This is a genomic window from Sivoneniella epilithica UHCC 1019, assembly GCF_040830845.1.
Classification (GTDB): Bacteria; Cyanobacteriota; Cyanobacteriia; order Leptolyngbyales; family Leptolyngbyaceae; genus ULC077BIN1.
Genome location: NZ_JBFPDP010000001.1, coordinates 266,907 through 284,843, shown reverse-complemented (window position 1 = coordinate 284,843; position 17,937 = coordinate 266,907). Strand labels below are relative to the sequence as shown.

General features: G+C 50.1%; 11 protein-coding genes. 2 read left to right on the top strand and 9 right to left on the bottom strand.

Annotated features, from left to right (window positions below; genetic code table 11):
- Positions 1 to 10: 10 nt before the first annotated feature.
- The gene (gene mfd, locus AB3R30_RS01360) at positions 11 to 3,556 is read right to left on the bottom strand and encodes a transcription-repair coupling factor (RefSeq protein ID WP_458647333.1); all 3,546 of its coding nucleotides are present in this window, start codon (positions 3,554 to 3,556) and stop codon (positions 11 to 13) included.
- 601 nt (positions 3,557 to 4,157) lie between these two features.
- Between mfd and AB3R30_RS01355 the strand changes: the two genes are divergently transcribed.
- Positions 4,158 to 5,657 (top strand): S10 family peptidase, encoded by a 1,500-nt coding sequence (locus AB3R30_RS01355; protein ID WP_458647332.1) that lies wholly within the window; start codon positions 4,158 to 4,160, stop codon positions 5,655 to 5,657.
- 89 nt (positions 5,658 to 5,746) lie between these two features.
- Here AB3R30_RS01355 and AB3R30_RS01350 read toward each other — a convergent pair whose 3' ends face one another.
- From AB3R30_RS01350 to AB3R30_RS01325, 6 genes are all read right to left on the bottom strand, one after another.
- On the bottom strand, positions 5,747 to 7,660 hold the full coding sequence (locus AB3R30_RS01350; RefSeq protein WP_458647331.1) for a transketolase C-terminal domain-containing protein: 1,914 nt from the start codon (positions 7,658 to 7,660) through the stop codon (positions 5,747 to 5,749).
- Positions 7,661 to 7,843: 183 nt separating this feature from the next.
- Complete coding sequence (gene mutL, locus AB3R30_RS01345) at positions 7,844 to 9,721, bottom strand: DNA mismatch repair endonuclease MutL (RefSeq protein WP_458647373.1); 1,878 nt, start codon at positions 9,719 to 9,721, stop codon at positions 7,844 to 7,846.
- 80 nt (positions 9,722 to 9,801) lie between these two features.
- Positions 9,802 to 10,680, bottom strand: coding sequence for a helix-turn-helix domain-containing protein (locus AB3R30_RS01340; protein WP_458647330.1), 879 nt, complete (start codon positions 10,678 to 10,680; stop codon positions 9,802 to 9,804).
- The gene (locus tag AB3R30_RS01335; RefSeq protein ID WP_458647329.1) at positions 10,677 to 11,471 is read right to left on the bottom strand and encodes a pseudouridine synthase; all 795 of its coding nucleotides are present in this window, start codon (positions 11,469 to 11,471) and stop codon (positions 10,677 to 10,679) included. Before AB3R30_RS01335 ends, AB3R30_RS01340 begins: the two co-directional genes overlap by 4 nt.
- 146 nt (positions 11,472 to 11,617) lie before the next feature.
- The gene (locus AB3R30_RS01330; protein WP_458647328.1) at positions 11,618 to 13,042 is read right to left on the bottom strand and encodes an ATP-binding protein; all 1,425 of its coding nucleotides are present in this window, start codon (positions 13,040 to 13,042) and stop codon (positions 11,618 to 11,620) included.
- Between the two features lie 311 nt (positions 13,043 to 13,353).
- Positions 13,354 to 14,142: a response regulator transcription factor gene (locus tag AB3R30_RS01325; protein ID WP_458647327.1), complete on the bottom strand. Its 789-nt coding sequence runs from the start codon at positions 14,140 to 14,142 to the stop codon at positions 13,354 to 13,356.
- A gap of 338 nt (positions 14,143 to 14,480) precedes the next feature.
- Here AB3R30_RS01325 and AB3R30_RS01320 point away from each other — a divergent pair, with 338 nt between their 5' ends.
- Complete coding sequence (locus AB3R30_RS01320; protein ID WP_458647326.1) at positions 14,481 to 14,747, top strand: YciI family protein; 267 nt, start codon at positions 14,481 to 14,483, stop codon at positions 14,745 to 14,747.
- Positions 14,748 to 14,767: 20 nt separating this feature from the next.
- Here AB3R30_RS01320 and AB3R30_RS01315 read toward each other — a convergent pair whose 3' ends face one another.
- Together AB3R30_RS01315 and AB3R30_RS01310 are read right to left on the bottom strand one after the other, a co-directional pair.
- On the bottom strand, positions 14,768 to 15,643 hold the full coding sequence (locus AB3R30_RS01315; RefSeq protein ID WP_458647325.1) for a pirin family protein: 876 nt from the start codon (positions 15,641 to 15,643) through the stop codon (positions 14,768 to 14,770).
- A gap of 121 nt (positions 15,644 to 15,764) precedes the next feature.
- Positions 15,765 to 17,936: an NACHT domain-containing protein gene (locus tag AB3R30_RS01310; RefSeq protein ID WP_458647324.1), complete on the bottom strand. Its 2,172-nt coding sequence runs from the start codon at positions 17,934 to 17,936 to the stop codon at positions 15,765 to 15,767.
- Between the last annotated feature and the right edge of the window lies 1 nt (position 17,937).

The following is a 17,937-nucleotide window of genomic DNA, read 5'->3' as shown; positions in this document are numbered from 1 at the left end:
TTTTGCCAAGCTAAACCGCGATCGCTTCTGGGATTGCGCCTTGCATTCGACCGAGCCAGGTGATCAGGTTTTCGAGTTGCTGGTCGGCGTTGAGGATGGCTAACCCGCGAACGGTGACTTTTCCGGGGGTGTAGACAAAGCGGGAGTGGAGGTGATCGGGCAGGTTAGCTTTCAGCAAGTTCCAGGCAGGTTCTTCCATCGGCGTTTCCATGACGATGTGCTGGGTGCCTTCGGGTTTGATGCGCGAGAAGCCGAGTTTTTTGCCCAGTTGTTTGAGTTCCACAACGCGGATGAGTTGTTGGGCGGCAACGGGGATGGAACCATAGCGATCGCTCCAGTCGGCGGCAATTTGGGTAAGTTCTTGGCGGGAACTGGCGGAAGCAACGGCACGATAGGCGCTCATCTTTTGGTCTAAATCAGGAATGTAATCAGCGGGGATGAATGCCGTCAAATTCAGATCAATTTGGGTGTCATCGACTTTAGGAATTGCTTGACCTCGAATTTCCTGAATCGCTTCTTGCAGCATCTCAACGTATAGGTCAAAGCCGATCGCATCCATTTGTCCCGATTGTTCCGCACCGAGCAAGTTTCCGACCCCGCGAATTTCCATGTCGCGCATCGCCAGTTGATAGCCAGAACCCAGTTGAGCGAATTCTTGAATGGCGCGTAGCCGTTGACGGGCGGTGTCAGATAATTGAGAGCCTTTAGGATAAAACAGCCAAGCATGTGCTTGAATCCCGGCTCTGCCGACCCGTCCCCGAAGCTGATACAACTGGGATAAGCCGAACCGCTGGGCATCTTCGATCAAAATTGTGTTGACGCGGGGAATATCCAGACCCGACTCAATAATGGTGGTGCAGAGCAGAATTTCGGCTTCGCCTTCGCTGAAGGTGAGCATGGTGGATTCTAGTTCCGCTTCCGGCATTTGACCGTGGGCGATCGCCAACCTAGCACCGGGAACCATCTCGCGAATTCGCGCCGAGATTTCCTCAATGCCTTCGACGCGCGGTACCACATAAAACACCTGCCCCCCGCGATCGAGTTCTTGCCGAATCGCCGATCGCATCACGTCCTCATCGTAGGGCGACAGGTGGGTTTTGATCGGGCGACGAGAAGGCGGCGGCGTAGTAATCAAGCTCATCTCACGCACCCCCGACATCGCCATATAGAGCGTCCGAGGAATCGGCGTGGCGCTCAGGGTCAGTACATCGACTTGCGTTCGCAGGGACTTAATCTTTTCCTTCTGATTTACGCCAAACCGCTGTTCTTCATCCACGACGAGCAGTCCCAAATCCCGGAACTCTACGCCTTTACCCAAAAGCTGATGCGTTCCCACCACAATATCCAGTTCACCCGTTTTCAAACGCTGCAAAATTTCTTTGCGCTCCTGGGCAGAGCGAAAGCGGTTGAGCAAGCCGACCTGGACAGGATAGGGGGCAAATCGTTCCTTAAACGTGTGGTAGTGCTGCTGGGTCAGAATGGTGGTAGGAGCCAACAGCGCCACCTGTTTACCCGCCGTCACCGCTTTGAAAATGGCGCGGATGGCGACCTCGGTTTTGCCGAAGCCAACATCGCCGCAGACGAGCCGATCCATGGGGCGATCGCTCTGCATATCCTGCTTCACATCCTGCACCGCTTTCAGTTGGTCAGGTGTAGGCTGGTAGGGAAAGGAGTCTTCCATTTCCTGTTGCCAAGGCATATCTTCTGGGAACGTGAAGCCGACTTGCTGGGCACGATGGGCATAAAGCTGGAGCAAATCCACTGCCACTTTTTTGATGGCTTTGCGAACTTTGCTGGTGGTGCGCTCCCAGGCTTTGCCCGACATTTTGTTCAGTTCTGGAGCGCGATCGCCCACCGCCCGAAAACGCGACAGGGAATTCAACTGATCCGCAGCAACCCGCAGCAACCCATCGGCATACTGAATCACCAGATATTCACGAGTTTCATGGTTAATCACTAGGCTTTCCAGCTTGAGAAACTTGCCAACGCCGTGACTGCGATGCACGACGTAATCTCCTGGCTGGAGTTTGTTGGGATCAACCTGCTTAGAAGCGGCTCTGCGTCGTTTGCGGACATAGTTGGGCGTGGTCAGGGTATGCTGCCCAAAAAACTCGCGATCGGTGACCAACACTAGCCGAAACGTCGGCAAGATAAACCCTTCCAGTTCTGCCAACCCCGAATACTTCACCGCCACTGGCACATGCTGAGTTTGCAGCTTATCGATCGCCAGATAATCTCGTGGATTGGGCACAAACTGCGCCGGACAGTCGTGTTCTTGCAGCAGTGACACAGATCGCGAGGGTTGCGCCGACATCAGCCACACCGAAAAGCCGCGATCGCGCTCATCCCGCAGGGTTTCTGCCAACCGACCAAACTGGTTGGGAATGGCGGGAACCGGACGGCTGGCAAGATTAATGGCAGAATGGCGAGTGGCGAGTGGCGAGTTTGGATTGACTTCTTCGGCGAGTTCGGAAAGGTAGAGGCGATCGAACTGTTCTACTTCAGCCAAAGATTCAGCAAAGATGCGGTGTGTTTTTGGAATAGTCTCCTGCCAACTCTCTTCAACGTGTTCAAACCAGCGATCGCTGTGTGCCTCACATTGATCGAGTTCATCCAGAGCAATCACCACATTGTCAGGCAGATAATCCAGCAGGGAAGCGGGATGGTCAAAGGCATAGCCCAAAAAGCGACGGGAGCCTTCCAAAAGTTGCCCTTCCTCAAACGCTTCTCGCTCTTGGTCGGATAAGTGATTTTTGACGGCTTCTGTGCTTTCGGGCGAAAGGTTAGCCTGGATAATGGGGGCAAATTTAGTCGGCGTAATTACGATGTGATCTACGCGATCTAGCACAGTTCCTTCGCCAACGCTTGATCGCTGAGTTACTGGGTCAAACTCGCGCAGTTGATCCAATTCATCGCCGAACAATTCCAATCGCACAGGTAACTCCGATGCCACCGGAAACACGTCTACAATGTCTCCCCGACGGCTCCACTGTCCTTCGGTTTCCACCAAATTCACGCGATCGTAGCCCAATCGCGCCAACTCATCCGCTAGTTTTCCAAGATTTAACTCTGTCCCTTTTTGCAACGTCAAACAAAACGATTGGAAGACATCCACCGGCGGCAAGTGAGGTTGAAGGGCGCGTTCAGTAGCAACGATCGCATAAAGAGGAGCCTGAATCCGACCATTCTCTGTTCCCTGTTCCCTATCCCCTGTTCCCTTCCCCACCAAATCCGCCAATACTTGCATTTGACCCCAAACAATTTCTGCTTCTGAGTCAAACGGCTCATAGGGAGAAGATTCGGAGGTGGGATAAAAGTTGACGGTTTGCCAACCCATTGCCTCTAGCTGGGCTGTCCACCGTCCGGCTTCTTCTAGCGTGGCGGTAACGACTAGCAACGGGCGAGAATCTGCTTGTGCAAGGGCAGAACTGACTAATCCTTTGGGTAGCCGTGATGCTCCTGTAAGCTGCAAACATTGCTGCTGCTTCAGTTTGCTTAACAGTTCGGAGGTGAGGGGCGATCGCCCTAAAGCACGAGTAATCGAAGACAGCGCCATAAACTCTGCAAAACCAGACAAAGAGAGACACTCATTGTATCTTTACATTCTAGAAATCTGCCCGACTCTCTCAGCATCATAGAAATAGAAATCGCTCAACTAAGCCTCATGTCCTATTGGAATGCCTGCAAAAAAGCAATAAGAGTTTATAAAATTCCCTTAAAAATCCTGCTGCTTTAAAAATAGTCTGGACATTTTTTGAAAAGGCTCTAGAAACCTTCATTCTACGACTCGGCATGGCTCCACTTGCCCTCATCCTAAATCCCTCTCCCAGAGCGGGGGAGACTTTGAAAAACTCTTGCGCCCTTTCACTTGCTATGGGAGTAGGGGAAGGGGTCAGCCGGGTGAGTGCGTTAAGTATATGAATACCAGAAGTAAATTTGGCGTTGCTGAATCTAGATATGAAATTCGTAGGGGTAATCCCTTGTGGTTGCCCTGATCCCAGCAAGGTTATGCACAAGGCGTTCCCCCTACAAATGAAAATCATGTCTGCATTCAGCAATGCCGTAAATTCTACATCCTTAATTGAGGTGTGCTTTTTCACTGATTCATACCTTGATAAGGATATTAGAATCGTTGCAGTATCCAGCACCTTTTTCCTATGCCCGACCTTCCTAACTCACCGATCGCCCGTCAAGGTAAAACCACCGAACATACGCTTTCCCTGGGCGATCGCCAGATTCCCTATACGGCAACGGCTGAATGGCAAACGCTGAATGAAAATGAGAAGCCGATCGCCGAGATGTTTCATGTGGCGTATTTGGCAAAAACGGATTCTGCGTCGCGGCGATCGCTCACTTTTGTCTTCAATGGCGGACCCGGTGCTGCCTCTGCTTATCTGCACATGGGAGCCATGGGACCCAAACGCATCGTATTTGGCACCCATGGCAGTTTACCCAAGCCACCCGTCCGCATGATAGATAACCTGGAAAGCTGGCTGAGCTTCACCGATTTGGTGTTCATTGATCCAATTGGCACTGGATTCAGCCGCAGTCTGCCAACCGAGAAAGAGAACCCTGAAAAATTGAGTGAGAAGCCAGAAGGCGAGAAGAACGACAAGCCGAAAGAAGCAGCCTTTTGGGATGTTGAGCGCGATTTGAAATCCTTGGGAGAATTCATTCAAGGATTTTTGTCGCGGCAAAAGCGCTGGCTGTCTCCCATTTTCATTGCGGGGGAAAGCTACGGTGGCTTTCGGGTGGCGAAACTTGCCCGCAAACTGCAACAGGATTTTGGGGTAGGGCTTTCAGGAGCAATCTTGATTTCGCCAGCGTTGGAGTTCAGTTTATTTGGTGCAAATGATTACAACCTAACGGGCTGGGCAACCCTGATCCCCTCTTTTGCGGCAACGGCGGCACATCACAATCGCGCTCAGTGGGCAGGCAACCCAGGCGATCTGCAAGCTCATATCAGTGCCGCAGAGCAGTTTTCCCGCAAGACCTTCATTCCTATGCTGGCGATGGGCGACACGGTGCCACCGGATGAACGCCAAAGTACCTATCAACAGCTTGCTGATTTGATTGGCTTGCCCGTTTCCTTGGTAGAGCGCCAAGCCGGACGCATCGGGATTGAAGCTTTTGCCAGAGAGCTACTGCGCGACCAGCAAAAAATAGTGGGTTTATATGATGCAGCGATGACGGCGATCGACCCCTTTCCCGATCGCTTGCTGTATGAAGGCTGTGATCCAACGCTAGATGGAGTCGATCGCCTGTTTACGGGAGCGATCAACAGCCATCTGCGTGATACCTTGGGTGTGGAAACTAACCTCACCTATCACCTGCTGAATATTGAAGTATTTAAAGCCTGGACGTTTGATTCCAAGGGCGAATTGAAACAGGGCTTCGCGGGTGCTGTGGATGATTTGCGGGTGGGCATGACGCTGAACCCTTACATGCAGGTGGCAATCAATCACGGCTTTTTTGATCTGGTCACGCCCTATTTTGCCTCAAACTATTTGGCAGATTTGATGAAGCTGAATCCAGAAGTGCGCCCCAATTTAACCCTGAAGCATTACTCCGGTGGGCATATGTTCTATACCTGGGAAGCATCTCGCCAGCAGTGGTTTGGCGAGATGCAGGGGTTTTATCAACGTGCGATCGCGTAACATTTTGCGTAAGTAAGGGCGTGGCATTCGGTAGTTGATCTGCGGTTGAGTCGCTAAGTAATTGCCCAAATGCTACGCCCCTACTGTCACTAACCTACAAGCTGTTTCACCTTTGCCATGATGCCCACTGGATCGATGCCTTGATGGGGGAACTGCTCCCACAGACCGCCGCAGCCTTCTTCGTGGGTGCCGAGATAGGCATATTTTGGGGTGAAGCCGCGCTCTAGCAACCAGCTACCAAAGCGACTGCCTAAACCAGTTTTGCGGTTAAAGGCTTCCACGACGATGACAAAAGGAGATGTGCCGATTTTAGCGATCGCGGCTTCATCCACCACATTCAAGGTCGATTTATTGATCAGCCCCACGTCAATCCCTTCTTGCTTCAAGCGTTCTACCGCATCCAATGCCCGATACACCGCATCCCCCACCGCAACGATATAGCCAGCGGTGCCTTCCCGAATCACTTCATCTTTGCCGGGGGTGAAGGTGTAGCCCTCGCCATATAGTTCGCCGCATTCAGCATTCAGCAAAATTGGCGTTTTGGAGCGGGTCGAGAAAATAAACCGTAGCCCTGGATCAAAGAAAACCGCCTCGACGCAGGCTTTCATCTGGTTGGCATCGGCAGGAAAATAGAGCTTGGTATCGTAGCCATCATCCAAACCGTTGTCGGCAAAAAAGTTGTTGATCCCAAAGTGGCAGGTGTTGTCCGCCATGTCGTCGATGCCAGAGTGAGAGAAGTGGCAAAGTAGGTTGGAATAGTTCAACCGCGCCATGGTGATTTCAGAAATGCACATTTCCAAGAAGGCGGCAAAGGTGGCGAAGATGCCTTGCTTGCCTTTTTCCATGCCAAATCCAGCGGCGGCAGAAAGGTTGCCGCGCTCCATAATGCCAGAAGGCAGAAAGACTTCAGGATGGGCATCGTGGATTTTTTTCAACCCGCAGGAACCTTCGAGATCACTGTCGATGACTAGCACTTTCTCTTTCCGCTTGGCTTCACTCATGCGACCTAAAACAGCAACCACCGCATCCCCAAACACGTTGCGGTTAGAATCCCATTTATCGCCAATACCGAGGAATTTGTAAGGATTTTTAGGGGTTTTAATCTCTTTCAGGACGGCAACCGCGTCGCTATGTCCACGTTTTTCGAGATAGGCGATCGCTTTTTCCACCGAAATCACATCATGTCCGTGGGTCGAGCCTTCCAGCCCTTCAATGCCAACGCACATCGGACGTTTGTTGATCACTGCCACGGGTCCAGGGGTGTTAATCGCTTCGTGAATCCGGCTATACAAGCTGTCTAAATCTTCGCCATCGCCTTCTAGCACTTTCACTCCGTGCCCTTCCAGGGTTTTTGCAACGGTGAAACCGGGGAGATATTTGGAGGGATGCCCCGCGATCGTCACATCGTTATCGTCAATAATCAGCTTCACATTCAGGTGTTGCGCCACGGCTAGCCGCGCTGCTTCTGCGTCATTTCCTTCCTGCTGCGAACCATCGGAACCCAAGCAGAACACCGCTTTTCCTGGATTTGCCAATGCCACCCCATTCACGTATGGCCACATATGCCCTAGCCGACCGGAGCTAAATTTTACGCCGGGAGTCAAGCCTAGTTCGGGGTGCCCAGGCAACTTGGAATTTGCTTCCCGGTAGTGCATCAGTTGTTCAGCGGGCAACTCTCCATGCAGCGCCGCCATCAGATATTGAGTGCCAACTCGGTGTCCTGCTTCATCAAAGAAAATTGGCACAAACTGGTCAGCGGCTCCCCGAAACAGTGCATCCAAAATTACCACTTCTGGCACAGTATCGTAAGGTCCGCCTGTATGACCGCCTACGCCCCGCGCTGCACCCGTCGCTGTAAAGAAAATTATGGCATCACGGCAGAGTTGAATATTCGCTTTTAGTGCCTCCCGCTCGTCATCGGTTAAGGTCGGTTTAGTCGGGTCTAGCGCTATCGATTGGTAAGCACTCAGATCAATGGGAAAGCGAACAGATGTTGCTGTCATAACGTGATTTTTCCTATACAGAGCAGTGGAGGAGAACGGAGCAGTCAATGTTTTGGCAGCCTTGACCCACAAGCAGCGATCGCGCACAAGGCTAAAACTCAATGCTTTAAAGGTAATCGTTCCAATGCCTAGTGTAGTGTTTTGCAGCCCACATTCTGCAATTTGGCTGCAAATTTACCGCACTCATTGAATTCCATGACTTTTGCCAATCACCCAGTGTCGCCGGAAAAAGCGTGATAGGGAAGACTCCTCTAGCGTTAGGCAAATAGGGCGACCATGGGGACAAGTGCGAGGATTACGGGTTTGTTGCCATTGAGTTAACAGGGTTTGCATGGCTAAAGCAGATAGGACTGTGCCATTGCGAATCGCGCTGCGGCAGGCAGTTGCGACTTGGGCGGTTTGCAAATCACCACCCAAGCTAAGTTCTAGCAACGCTTCGGCACAGTCAGATCGCGCCACTAGTAAGACAGGAGCCGATCGCGCCACCCACGACTGATCACCAAAGGGTTCCACATCGATATCAATCCGCTGCAATTGCTCCACTTGAGCAGTAGTCAATCCATTGAGAATGATTGGGGTTTCGAGCGGCACTATCTGCCAGCGATCGCACAGTTGCTCATATAACACCCGCTCATGGGCAATGTGTTGTTCAATCAACCACAAGCCCGTGGGGTGTTCCGCCAGAATGTAGGTGTTGTGAACTTGAGCAAGGGCTTTGAGCGTAAAGACGAGGGGCGGGGGGGTAGGGGCTAGAAATTTATCTTGATCGCCTTCTATATTTCGTGACGGTTGCAAGGTGTTCCATACGCCGCCAGTTTCGGCAGCTTTGACCAATTGACCGACGCGATCAGAGTAGAGCGTTTCCGGCAGCGTGTCAGGATTAAGGTGCAAAGTTTGAGCGATCGCCGCTGTAATTTGTTCGCGCCACTTATCTAGATGATGCAGATAGATTTCCGATTTAGCAGGATGACGGTTCCAGTCAATTTGCGCTGGAGGCACCTGCAAATGCACAAAGCACACCGGATAGCGATCGCGGGGCAACGTTCGCCGAAATGCCGCCAAAATCGTCTGTTCAATTTCTGGCAAGTTGACTAATCGCCCATTCACCGCAACCCGTACCCAATCGGGACGACGACGATGACAGCGATCAGGTAAGCCAAGCAAAAGATAAAGAGAAGGTACGGAGTTTTGAGTTTTGAGTTTTGAGTTTTGAGTTTTGAGTTTTGTTCGCGTAGCGTCTCCGTAGGAGATATTTTGAGTTTTGAGTTCTAAGTTTTGATCCTCTGTTCCCTGTTCCCTGTTCTCTCTTCCCTTGCCCCTGTCTCCTGTCCCCTGATTCCCAACGCTCAACACCTGCTCACCCTCTTGCAAATCGCTGACTTCCACTTCTCGTAAAAGCTGGGGCACAATTTGACGGGCGGTGTTGCCAGGAAAAAGGGTGAACCAATCGCGATCGCCCCGCTGCACTTGCCAGGTTACTTGGGGATGACACAGGGCAATTTGATGAATTGTGGCTTGGATTGCTTTAAGTTGATGGGCAACAGAAGGCAAGCCTTGACGACGAGTGGGCAAGCTGGCAAACAGATGATCAACCGTAACGATGGTGCCGGTCGAGATCGCCACAGGTTCCATTGCAATCGGCAATCCTTGAGCATCATAGGTAATTTGCCAGCCTTCATTCTCTTTGGGATCAACATCACTAGACGGCGATCGTGAGGATAAACGGCTGGCGATCTGTAATTGGGCTAACTGTGCCAAACTATGCAGTGCTTCACCCCGAAACCCTAGACTGGTGATGTTCCACAAATCTTGGCGATCGCGGATTTTGCTAGTACTGTGAGGACTTGCCGCCATCTCCAAATTTTGGCGATCCATCCCAATGCCATTATCTGCCACTCGCAGCCGCCACTGCTCCACCCAAACCGATACAGTAATTCGAGTGGCACCACTATCTAAAGCATTTTCCACCAGTTCGCGAACCGCCGCCGCCAGGGAGTCGATTACCTCTCCAGCGGCGATTAGATGAACAACCTCAGTGGGTAAGGGGTAAATGCCAGCCATAACTCCAGTGTAGGTGAGGAGCAAAAAACTGGTTGCGGAACATTCATTAGACACTCCAGCCTTCGTTCCAACCCAAACGGCTAAAAATTAGGCAAATTAGACACTGCAACAATGGGGCTTTCAGAGAGAGTTGTTCTCGCTTGAGACTCCGCCTCGAACGTTTTTTCTTCAACCGTACCCGGTTCGCCGAGTAGTTTTGGTGGACTCTCGTTGTAGGTCACTAAGACTCCTCCAGCATTGCCAGCCCGCACCGTGATCTGCTGTTTCGCTGCCCACGCTTGTTGAGCGCCTTCCGATAGTACGCCCTCAAATTCAGTTTTTCCATCGGCAACAATCCGAATCCAGGATTGAGCCTTGAACGCTAAACCAATCCGAACTGGCTTATCAGAAATTGCAGCCGTGGAGGGGATCGCTTTTTTGCCCACAATGCCAACTCCAGCACCCGTCGGTTTTTGACTGGGTAAAGGCGGACCATACAATTCAACTTTTTGGGTGGTCGATTGCCCTGCTCCAGGCTGTTGAGGCAAGTTAGCATAGCGAAGCGCTTGGGGAGAAGAGCGGTTTAGCACATAGGACAAGCCGCTGATGGCACCCATGACTAGGAGCATGTAAACCAAATACAAATGCAGGGGGCGTAACTGCGCTTCGGCAGCACTACTCCAGGTTGGCTTGGGAGATCTGAGATCAGATTGGGCAGGAAATGCAGTGGCAATCTCAGTGCCATCCGCGCCGATCGCGTCAGCATATCGGCGAATAAACCCCTGAACATACACGGGTTCAGGCAGTTGAGCCACATTTGCTTCTTCAATCGCCATTAAAGTTTTCACGGGAATTAGCGTTGTAGACGCGATCGCCTCTAAAGACAACTTTCGATCTTGTCGAAGGCAACGCAAATAATTACCAATTTCAGCCAACAATTGCGTTTGTTCTGTATTCAATTGAAGCGCTTTATCTCTCATGCTCGGCACTCCTCACCCACGCTAAGCGTTCTCTTCGATGTTAAATCAATCTGGGATCTCAAAAAACAAATCTCAGTGCTTGTCAAAGAGCGATACTGACCGCTTTCAAGCTGAGATTGGCTGCTCGTTTTCAGCCGAATGCATCCAATGGTAGTTCGGTGCAACGTTTGGACAGGATGCCCTAATTGCTCTGCGACTCGCCTAATTTGGCGATTACGTCCTTCTTTCAAAACAATCTCTAATAATGTTCGGCGATCAGAGTGCGATTTCAGGATAGAAATGTCTGCGGGAAGAGTTCTTTGTCCTTCTAACCATACTCCCTGTTGCCATTGCTTTAAAACAGAAGCAGACGGACAGCCCTCAACCCACACCTGGTAAGTTTTGGGAATGTGATGGCGGGGATGAGTCAGATAAAAAGTCAAATCTCCATCATTAGTGAGCAGCAGCGCCCCAGTTGAGTCTGCATCCAAGCGTCCAACGGGGTGAATTCCTTGTCCATGACGGAGTGCAGGGGGGAGTAGATCCAAAACAGTCTGTCTTTTTTGGGGGTCATCACAGGTAGAAACGACCGTCCTTGGTTTATTCATCAATAGATAAATGCGTTGGGGACACGCGACCGGGTTGACAACAGCACCATCTATAGAGATTTGGACAGCCGTTGGATCAACTTTTTGACCCAGGTATGCGATCGTGCCATCGATCTCAACTCGTCCTTGTTGAATCAATTGCTCAACTTGACGACGGGCAGCAATGCCCCATCGCGAAAGTACTTTTTGAACCCGTTCATCCATGCGTTGGCGTAGCCTTGCGTTTGCAAATTAGGCGTTTAGTCTTAACAAATGCCTTGTTTTCTTGTTTTTTAAGACAAGCGATAAGTATTCACACTTAAATAGTACACTGTCACCTTAACAATTCTCAGCATTAAAAGGTCAGCATTTTATTCCACCTCTCCAGCCCCGGTTTTTAGGGGTAAAAATACTTCTATCCAAGCTCCGCCGGTTTCAGGATGGTTGCTGGCTTTTACTGAGCCTTGATGAGCTTCCACAATTTGCCGAACGATCGCCAGACCGAGTCCCGTGCCGCTGTTTGCTTGGAAAAAGTCTTGCTTCCAATTTTTTGCAGAGGGCTGGGGATTGAGGGTTGGGGGATTGAGGGTTGGGGCAGCGCTGCCGGAAAGGGTCGATAAGGTCAGTATTCCATCGGTTGCGAGTGCTTTCGTTCCAGTTTGGCGGGTGCGGGAGGGATCAACTCGATAAAAGCGATCGAATACCTGAGACAAAGCGGCTTCTGGAAAGCCTGAACCTGCATCGATTACTTCTAGATGAACCTGTTGTTTTGTATTATTGGCTACACCTATTTGATTGTCTTGAGTCAATGAAACTTGCACTCGAATATGTTGCTGAGTGGGGCTATATTTGATGCTGTTATCCAACAGGTTTAATAAAACTCGGTGTAGTCGTGCTTCATCTGCCAAAATTAGTAGGCGATCGCAGCCCACATACTCTAACTGGAGTTGCTTTTCCCGCGCTAAGGGTTCTAGGCTTAGCCAAGCCGACTGGATCAAGCGAGGAAGATCGATAGTTTTCAGCGTTAAACGAGCAGAGGGTTGCATTCCAAGCTGGTTAAGGTCAAGCAGATCTTGGACTAAACCGCTGAGGCGAATTGTTTCATTTAACAACCGATCAACCCAATCGCGAGTGGGCGGTTCTAAACGAGATTGCAGCGTTTCAGCGACGAGCCGAATGGACGTTAGGGGAGTTTTTAGCTCATGGGCGACATCCGAAATCCAGCGATCGCGCTGTTGGGTCAACCTCACCACCTGTTCGCGGCTTTCAATAAAGACTGCGATACAGCCATCGGGTAGAGGAATGCCGTGCCCTTTAAGCGGACGAGGCTGTTTTTGCGATAGTTTGGCGTAGTCGGGATCAACCGGATGAAAAACCCATTCGCTTTGGCAGGGTTGTTGAGCGTCACGGGTTTCCTCAATCAAGGCATCTAGTTCGTAGGAGCGCACGAGTTCTAGGAGCAAACGCGGTCTTCCAGGAAAATAAGTCTGCATACTCAGCAGTTCACACGCTTTACTATTGCAAGCAAGTAGCTGATTATCTTCATCGACCTGCAAAAATCCAATAGGTGCAACTTGAAACAGGGCTTGCAGACTTTGCAACTCAGTTTGGAGAGAAAAGTGGGCTTCTTGGTAAGCCGCGATCGCCCGTGTGAGCCGAGAAGTAGACGAAAATGCCACGGGAGCATCTGGTCGCCATTTTTGCACAATACGCCACAGCTTGGCGTTAAGCCGCAGCCATCGCCATTCCAAAAATGCCAAACTCATCAGTAGCCCAATCAAAACCCATATTTCCATGGCGACCGAATAGAGTACAGCTAGACTATCCCTGCATTAGGGTTACCGTTATTCTAAGCTGCTAATCTTAGGCGATCGCTGGCGATTGTTGAACTTTACTCGGCGATCGATTTTGCTCTAGGCATAGTGATCAATCTAGTGGGTCAATCCAGTGGAGTTATTTGTCATATACGAATGCTTGGCATTACTGAATCTGGGGATGAAATGTGTAGGGGCAATGCCTTGTGGCTGCCCTCCACCTACGCCAGGGTAGGCACAAGACCTACCCCTACAGTCAGAAATCATACTTGCATTCAGCAGCGCCAAATGCTTTAACCAAAGCGATAGCCAAACCCTCGAACGGTGACTAAATAGTCTGGATTGCTGGGATCGCGCTCTAACTTTTCACGCAGCCAACGAATGTGGACATCAACGGTTTTGCTATCACCAATGAAGTCAGGTCCCCAAATGCGTTCTAGCAGTTGCTCCCGCGACCAAACCCGACGCGGATAGCTCATAAACAATTCTAAAATTTTGAATTCTTTGGGCGAGAAGTTGACCTCTTCACCCCGGACTATGACGCGGCATTCTTGAGGATACAGAATAATTTCGTCGAACTTCAGCAGGGGTTGCTCTGGTTCTGCCTGAAAGTGATAGTGACGACGCAGCAACGCCCGACACCGAGCAATCAATTCTCTCATGCCAAAGGGTTTGGTCAGATAGTCATCTGCGCCCACTTCTAACCCAACGACGCGATCGGTTTCACTGCCCTTAGCGCTGAGCATTAAAATGGGAACGTTGTTGCCTTCACGCCGCACAACGCGACATAAATCTAGCCCGTTCACATAGGGCAACATTAAATCAAGAATAACTACATCAAATTCAGGGTTGAGTTGTCCTGAACCAAAGGATTTTCCAGAGCGGAAGTCACCCCCGTCTTCCTGATGCAATAAGTCAAGCGCAGCCCGTCCATCTGCTGCTGCAACCACGTCGTATCCTTCTTCAGTTAAGGCAAGGGTAATGGTTTCACGGATGAGTTCTTCGTCTTCAACCACTAAAATTCGCCCGATGCGAAGTCCGTTTTGAGCTTTGGCTTGGTCAGCGGTCAGCGTAAGCGACATGATGGTGCTGGCTCCTAGTTATCCAAAAAAATTCTACCATTAACAGAAGTTTTTGTAAGCTCTGATACTTTCTAAAATATTGGGGAGTATGGAGGGTGGAGAGTGGAGTTCTGGGTACGGAATATGAGGGGGAAATTTTGAATATTTTTGCTTGTGGGTAATAGTCTAAAAAATAAATAAGCTGATTTGTGGGCGATCGCGAAATTGCTGAACCGTTAAGTCACGAAAGGATGACGTATGAGGAAATATGTCTTGAACTTTTTGAGCGTTAACTTAGAGGCAGAATAAATAAGCAGACTACTTGTAATAAATGCCTTGTGAGGAAAGGAATCATTGTCATGCCCTGGTTTGTGAAGATCGAGGAAGGGATTGTTGATAAGGCAATTTTTGATCACTATGTTCCTGCCCATAAGGAATTTGTGCAAAGGCTAATTGCGAAGGGACATCAGGCAAAAACTGGCTACTGGGGCTGTCGGGGTGGCGGTATGTTGTTGTTTGAGGCATCTTCGATGGATGAGGCGCAGGCGATCGTGGCGCAAGATCCGCTGGTGATCAATGCATGTGTTCATTACAAGCTATATGAATGGCGTATTGTGGTGGAGTAAGAGAATCCTTGAAGACATTGCTAAGAGGCATTTTCTGGAAGCGGGATGAATTCTGTCTCTTGGGGTACTTTGGCAAATCGATTTGTCTGCCAATCTTGCTTTGCCTGTTCAATGCGCTCTGGTCGGCTAGAAACAAAGTTCCACCATTTGTGTCGATCGCCTACAGGTTCCCCGCCAATAATGATGCAGCGGGCTTCTACTTCGGCAGAGATTTCAATTGGGGTGTCAGCCGCCAAAACTGCTAAGCGATACTGTTCAAGTGGCTGATCATCGACCTTTAGACCTGCTGTAACGCTGTAGATAGCGCGATCTCTATAACCATCGGGCAATATGAATTGCGTTCCAGAGGCTAGCTGCACATCCAGATAGACAATCGGTGAGAAGGTTTTAACGGGCGATGTGTAGCCGTAGGCTTGTCCGGCAATCAGCTTAAACGATACGCCGTTGTCTTGCCATGTGGGTAAATCGGCGGCTGGATAGTGATAGAACGCAGGCTCGGTTTCTTCATCTTCTTGGGGAAGAGCCACCCAAGTTTGAATGCCATGCAGCCTTGCCTCCTGACTCCGAACTGTTGCAGGTGTGCGCTCAGAATGCACAATCCCACGACCCGCTGTCATCCAGTTGACTGCTCCAGGATGAATTTCTTGAACGCTGTTCAAACTATCACGATGTAGCAAAACTCCTTCAAACAAATAGGTGACGGTGGCTAAATTAATGTGGGGGTGCGGTCTGACATCCACTCCATGATCGGGGGGAAAAACAGCGGGTCCCAAATGGTCAAAAAAGATAAAGGGACCAATCATCTGGCGATCGCCGTTAGGGAGGATGCGCCGCACTTCAAAGCCACCCAAATCTTTCACTTCCGATTCAATTATTTGAGTAATGCAATTGGGCATAACAGATTAGCTTGCTGGCTTCCGTAAGAGTAAACTATTGCCTCTTATTGTAAACTTGCTAGCCATACAACCGAAATACGCCTACTTGCTTAAAACTCAAAACTTAAAACTCAAAACTCCCTTAGGGCGATACTCGCAAAAGGCGTTCTTCAATGCCTGCCCAAGCGCGGGGAGAAACCCTGACAGCCGCTTGTTTGCAGCGCACCAGCAGCCAATTGGCGTAGAGATAGCGATCGAGTTTTCGCAGTTCTTCCGTGGAAAGGCTGATCCAGGTGGGATTCAGTTTGAGAATGCTAAACCAAGTGTGAAATACTTGCGTGTGGAAGTCTTGTAGCACGGTTGCCGATTGGCGGATATCGGGCGATCGCAGATTCAATGCTTTTAACTGCGTCACCAATTGCTGAAGGGTTGCTTCTTGAAATGTCTGGAGCTTGGCAAGTTCATCAGTAAAGGTTTTGGTAAAGGTTTTGGTGATTGCTTGCCCCATGGAGCGAGTGGGCAGCGATCGCGTTAGGGCGATCGCCAACGCACGGGTGGGGATCGCGGATCGAGCGGGAGTATTATCTTCAGTATGCGCTGATTCTAAAGTGCGAATATTTGCCAAGGTACGCGCCAGTTCCAGCGTACTTGCTAGATTGGGATCAAGCACCCGCGCTAGATTCAAAGCACGATGGTTCACCAACGCCAAAAATAGAGCAGTCGTGCGTTTAGCCGCAGGCGAAAGACTTCCCATCGATTTTGTGGTGATCTCTTCAGTCCATTGCAGCAACGCTTTCAACTTGGGCGTATTGATAAACGTGTTTGCCTGTGCCTCCATTGCCAGCAGCAGCGCATCTGCGCCCCCTCGCATCACGCCTGCCACCAGCAAAAACACTTCCTGCCAGCGCTCGTGAGTCAAGTGTTCCTCTACTAAAGTTTGGGTAAGTTGGTGATCGTCAATGTATTGTGCTGCCAGATATTCCTGTAAGGTCAGATGAGAAAACGAGTAAACTTCCTGCGCCCGTTCCACGATGATGCCTTGCTGAATGGCGATCGCCTCCAACACCGCTTCTCCATCCAAATGCTTTGGTGCATTCAGGTTTTCTGCCAGAAAAGACCGAATTTGCTCCACCACCTCACGCTTCGTAAAAAATAATCGATTTGCCTCAAAGTGTTTGTAGGCAATCTCTGCCAACATCATCTCTTCCAAAGCAATGCTGAGATCTTGGTAAATCGGGTCGCGCTGAATTCGCCGTTCCGATGCCCACTTTTTCAACAACACATCGAGCGCTTCGCCATATAGCACGGCTCGATTTTTGGGAAAGGTTTGGGAATCATCAAACACCAAACACAGCAAGGTGAGGAGTAAGGGCGTGTGAGCAAGTTCCTTGGTGGCGGCATATTCTGGCTGCTGCAATAATTGCCAACAGCGCTGCGCCGTATTCAATTTCAGGTCTTCTTCCGACTGAAACCATCGATGAATAAATTGCTTCACCTGCTCGTGGTCAAAGTCTGCCATTGCCACATCGGTAAATCGATAAAAGTTGTTGCGATAGGCAGCAAGGCGACAGGATGCCACAAACCGATTTTTGTCGTATCGATCCACAAAATTTTGGATCTGTTGAATAGCATGGGTCATCTGTTTGCTGGGCACTTCATCTAGCCCATCTAGCAAAATCAGCAGGTTGCCTGCTTCTAGCAGTTTGGTGGTGACAATCTCTGGCGATGGAATGCCGCAAATGCGAAATTCTTGGGCGATCGCCTGCTCAATCGCAATCTCATTTGCGGCAAAATTTTTCAACTCAATCAACACGGGGATGCACTCATGCACATAGCCATTTTCGAGACTATTACCCTTCAGTGCTTCCAAACCCATTTTGCGCAAAAAAGTCGATTTGCCGGCACCCGGACCACCCAACACCATCAAATATTGTTTGTCGTTGGCAACTCGTAGCCCATCGATTTTTTTGGTCTTTTTCTGAAAACGGCGATCGCCCTGTTCGCGAAATGCTTTTTCTAGCTCTTCAATCGAGTCAAATCGACTAATGCTCTCTCGATCCAAAAATCGCACCGCCGTATAAACCGACTCCAAAGGGACTGGTTCTCGCATTCCCAGCACTTTCATCATGCCGTGACGTTTAGCGTAGTTCCAAGCATATTGCTCCGATGCTTTTTGAATAATCTGTGCGGCATCGTCACTGCTTTGTGCTTCGACCCAACTGGCAAACCGGATGCCCCCTTCACATAACACACGGCTACAAATAGAGCCAATCGTTAAGGCTGCCGCCGAGAAAAACATCTGTTCCAATGGCATA